Origin of the sequence: Intestinibacter sp. (genome assembly GCF_051866655.1) — a bacterium.
In the GTDB taxonomy this organism is placed as follows: Bacteria; Bacillota; Clostridia; order Peptostreptococcales; family Peptostreptococcaceae; genus Intestinibacter.
On the sequence record NZ_JBJDXL010000251.1, the window covers coordinates 1 to 4,290 of the forward strand.

Here is a 4,290-nt window from a genome sequence, read left to right on the forward strand (position 1 = left end):
ACCACACCGCCTGACTTGAGATAACTGCTGTAATTCTTCAATATTTCAAAATCAATTCTAATCTTACTTATATGAAGCTTGTAAATTTCATTTGATTTGATTAATTTTATCATTATAAGAACAGCTGATATAGTCTGTGATATTGTAGTCGCAAGTGCTGCACCGATCACTCCAAATTTAAATTGAACTATAAATATCAAATCTAAAATTATGTTTGCAACTCCTGAAGCGGCTAAATAATAAAGCGGCGTCTTAGAATCTCCGACAGCTCTAAGTATACCTGTCCCCATATTAAAAACCATCATAGGAATCATACTTAGAAAATAAACCTTGATATATATAATCGCATATCCTATTACATCATCAGGTGTATTTATCCATTTTAAAATAGTTTCTGCAAATAAAAATCCTACTATCATTAAAATTATCCCAGATATAAAGCTAAGTCCCATAGTTGTGTGAACTGTTTTAAATACCTTTTCATTGTCATTTTGCCCAAAGCATTGAGATAAAACTATGCTAGATCCATTTGATAATCCTATAAAAAAGTAAATCATAAAAACAACTACCAAGTTACAAGTCCCAACAGCAGCTAAAGCATTTGCTCCTACAAATCTTCCTACTATTGCTGTATCGACTGTATTATATAGTTGTTGAAATAAATTTGAAATCAAAATCGGAATAGCAAATAATACTAATTGCTTTGAAATACTTCCCTCCGTCATCTGTGTTACTGCCATATAATTCCTCCATTTTTATGGTTTATTCAAAATTATAAATATTTTATTTACAATTACATATATTATTTTACAGTATCTTTTATATTTCTATATATTCCATTTTATTATAAAAAAGTCCATGACAAAGTATATTTATATACTATGCTTCATGGACTTTTTTTACTTTATTATATATTTAATTTTTTAATCAAAATTTCTCTTTTGACAAGATAAAGGTAACTCTAAATTACATTCATCCATCAACTTTTCATCTAAAAGTATATCTTTAGTACTGCCATCAGCTACTATTTTACCGTCCTTTAGCACGATGGTTCTCTTACAAGTATCCAATATCATATCCAAATCATGACTTGCAATTATCTTAGTATATTCAAAGCTATTTAGTAGATTTATTAATCTTCTTCTAGCTCTAGGATCCAATGCTGCTGTAGGCTCGTCCATTATAATAATCGATGGATTCATAGATATAGCAGTAGCAATAGCTGCTAGATTTTGTTGTCCACCAGATAATCTATATGGCGCTCTGTCTTTTAAATCGAGAATACCTACTTTTTCCAAAGCTTCATTCACTCTTTTATCTACTTCTTCTTTGCTTAGCTTGTAGTTTTTAGGACCAAATGCAACGTCTTCGTATATACTTGTTGTAAAAAGCTGATCTTCTGGATTTTGAAATACGAATCCTATATCTTTTCTAATTTGCGCTAGATTTTTTTTGTTAATTTCCATAGAGTTAACTTCTATTTTACCTTTTGAAGGATAGTTTATTCCAGTAAGTTGAAGTAACAAAGTAGATTTTCCTGCTCCATTTGCTCCTACTATACCTAGTGACTCACCTTTATACAAAGTCAAATCTATTCCTCTCAATGCTTCATAACCATCTGGATATTCATAGTATAAATCTTCAATTTTAATACTAATATCTGTCATTTTACTTTGCCCCCGTAATTATTTTGTCTATAAAGTTCCCGTAACTAAACCTCCTATAAATAAAGGTATATTTACAAATCTAGCAACTATAAAAAACGCAATCCAAATCAACATATAAATATAATCACTTGATACAGGTTTTTCATTAGTAAATGTAACATATTCTCCATCAAAACCTCTCAATATCATAGCATTATATATTCTATCAGCTCTCTCGAAGCTTCTCAAAAGTAAATGTCCCAAAAGTGGTCCCCAAACCTTAAAATTTATACCTTTTTGATTTGGAGCTCTCATCATATAGGCATTGTAAACTTCGCCAACTGATTTTATCAATACAAATATATATCTATACATAAATACTATTTGATTCGTAAAAATCTTAGGAACCTTAATATCTCTAAGAGATTTTGCAAACCCCTCTATTCCAGTCGTACAAATCAATAAAATTCCAGCACTAATTGTAAGCATCGCCTTTATAAATAATGATATAAGCGAAATAAGCCCCCATGTTACAGGAATAAATCCTATATAAAATGCAATTGTTCTCTCAAATACGAGATTAAAAACACCTAAACCAATTACTATAGGCAGACCTATTAAAGATGCTTTAAGTACTAGTTTTACTGGTATATCAGCGAGATATATTACCATTATAGGATAAATTATAAATGGAATCAATCCAGATATATTGTACTTTGGAAAAGATACAACAAACAATATGTACGCTAAAGTTACTATTAGCTTTACTACTGAATTCATACTATGTATAATACTATCTTGTTTTCCCAAGTCGTCAATTGTATTTAATTTATAAATAGAATCACTAAAAGTAGACATTTAAAACTTCTCCCTCAACTTATTAAGCATGTTTTTTAGAATTTTTAATCTTACTTGCACTAACTCCTATTACCGCTGCAAGACCTAGTGTTATACCAGATCCAATTAGTCCAGAAACTGTAGTACCCATTGTGCTATCTGAATTTTTGAATGCATAATCAGGTAAAAATGCTGTAGATTCTTGAACTGAGCCAAGAGCATCTGACACACCATTACTTCTATCTATTTCAGTGCTTCCTGTTACCTTTTCTATTGACCATTCAAGTCCATCTGGATTAGATGATGCAACTAATGATAATCCTCCACCTATTAAAGCTGTTATAACTACTAAAACTACAGCTACCTTCTTAACGCTTACATTTTCTTTTACAGCACTTCCATCGTATCCAACAAGCAATTCTGGTTTTGCGTTGTACATAAATATAAGTACACAGCCTGTAAGTACACCTTCAACTGCTCCTATTGCTAAATGTATAGGTTGCATCAAAACTACGAAGGTACTAAATGGTAATTCTGTTACACCTGATAACATAGTTTCAAAAACAACGCCAAATGCTCCTAATTGCAATGAAACTACAACTGATACAATTGAAGCTATCATAATTTTAGTTGGAGTAAATCCTTTTTTTAATATTTTTCTATAAATTAAAGGGAACCCTATAAAGCAAGCAAAAAGTCCCATATTGACTATATTACATCCTAGAGCTAAAAGCCCACCATCTGCAAAGAATAAGCATTGAATTAATAATACCGAAGCTATTGTCAAGAATCCTGCTTCAGGTCCTAATAATGATGCCAAAAGTATACCTCCACCGATATGTCCACTAGATCCAGTTCCAGGTATAGTGAAATTTATCATTTGTGCTGCAAAAACAAATGCACCAAGCACTCCCATTAGAGGAATTTTTTTATCGAAGCTAACTGATTTTGGAGAATTTAGATCCTTAGATTCTCCTTTTGATAATTTTCTTGCTGAATAAGCTACTGTTCCTGCTGCTGCAACCCACATAACTCCACCAACTGCTGGTGATAATAAAGCGTCTGCCATATGCATAAATATCATCTCCTCTTAAAATAATTTATCCTTTATTTTCCCAACAAAAAAACCACAAAAACATACAGTTCTTCTTGAACCTATAAGCCTTCGTGGTTTAATTATCGTATATAATATTTTTACTTTATTTACCATAAAGTATATCACTATATATATTTACTGTCAACTTTATAGCTATGAATTGCTATAATATTTAATTTTTAGAAAACAAACATACTATTGATTTTTTTCACAAAACAAACTACTATATACCTATAGGGGTATACCTATTATATATTTTGATCATATTGGGGAATGTATTTAAAGGAGGAAATCATGAAATTATTCAAATCAGAAACACAAAGAACAATTATTTTTATCATTATTTCTACTATAACTTTATTGCTTAGTCTATTTAGTTCAATTAACGAAGCTATCCACTTTAATCTCGCTTGGATATCTATAATACTTTGCGGACTTCCAATCATAAAAGAAGCGATTATTGGACTCGTTACAGAATTTGATATAAAAGCAGATGTTTTAGTATCTATGGCATTAATTGCATCTGTAATTATAGGCGAAACCTTCGCAGCTGGTGAAATTGCAGTCATAATGACTATTGGTGCCTTACTTGAAGACTTAACAGTAGAAAAGGCACAATCAGGTATCGAAAATCTAATAAAATTAACACCTCAAAAAGCTAGAGTTATAAGAGATGGAGAAGAGGTTTTAATTGAAGCAGATGATGTCCAA

The 4,290-nt window shown here is 30.9% G+C and carries 4 protein-coding genes and 1 pseudogene; 1 reads left to right on the forward strand and 4 read right to left on the reverse strand.

The window, feature by feature from the left end:
- The 4 genes from ACI3VO_RS07450 to ACI3VO_RS07465 all read right to left on the reverse strand — a co-directional run.
- Nucleotides 1-740, reverse strand: a 740-nt coding sequence (locus ACI3VO_RS07450) for an MATE family efflux transporter (RefSeq protein ID WP_439757301.1), incomplete at its 3' end; no start/stop codon positions are given.
- A gap of 183 nt (nucleotides 741-923) precedes the next feature.
- Nucleotides 924-1,667 (reverse strand): energy-coupling factor ABC transporter ATP-binding protein, encoded by a 744-nt coding sequence (locus ACI3VO_RS07455; RefSeq protein WP_439757302.1) that lies wholly within the window; start codon nucleotides 1,665-1,667, stop codon nucleotides 924-926.
- 27 nt (nucleotides 1,668-1,694) lie between these two features.
- On the reverse strand, nucleotides 1,695-2,504 hold the full coding sequence (gene cbiQ, locus ACI3VO_RS07460; RefSeq protein WP_439757303.1) for a cobalt ECF transporter T component CbiQ: 810 nt from the start codon (nucleotides 2,502-2,504) through the stop codon (nucleotides 1,695-1,697).
- Between the two features lie 22 nt (nucleotides 2,505-2,526).
- Nucleotides 2,527-3,552 (reverse strand): energy-coupling factor ABC transporter permease, encoded by a 1,026-nt coding sequence (locus tag ACI3VO_RS07465; RefSeq protein ID WP_439757304.1) that lies wholly within the window; start codon nucleotides 3,550-3,552, stop codon nucleotides 2,527-2,529.
- Nucleotides 3,553-3,873: 321 nt separating this feature from the next.
- On the opposite strand from ACI3VO_RS07465, the pseudogene ACI3VO_RS07470 reads away from it, so the two are divergent.
- Nucleotides 3,874-4,290 (forward strand): annotated as a pseudogene (locus tag ACI3VO_RS07470) (heavy metal translocating P-type ATPase); the annotation flags it as partial.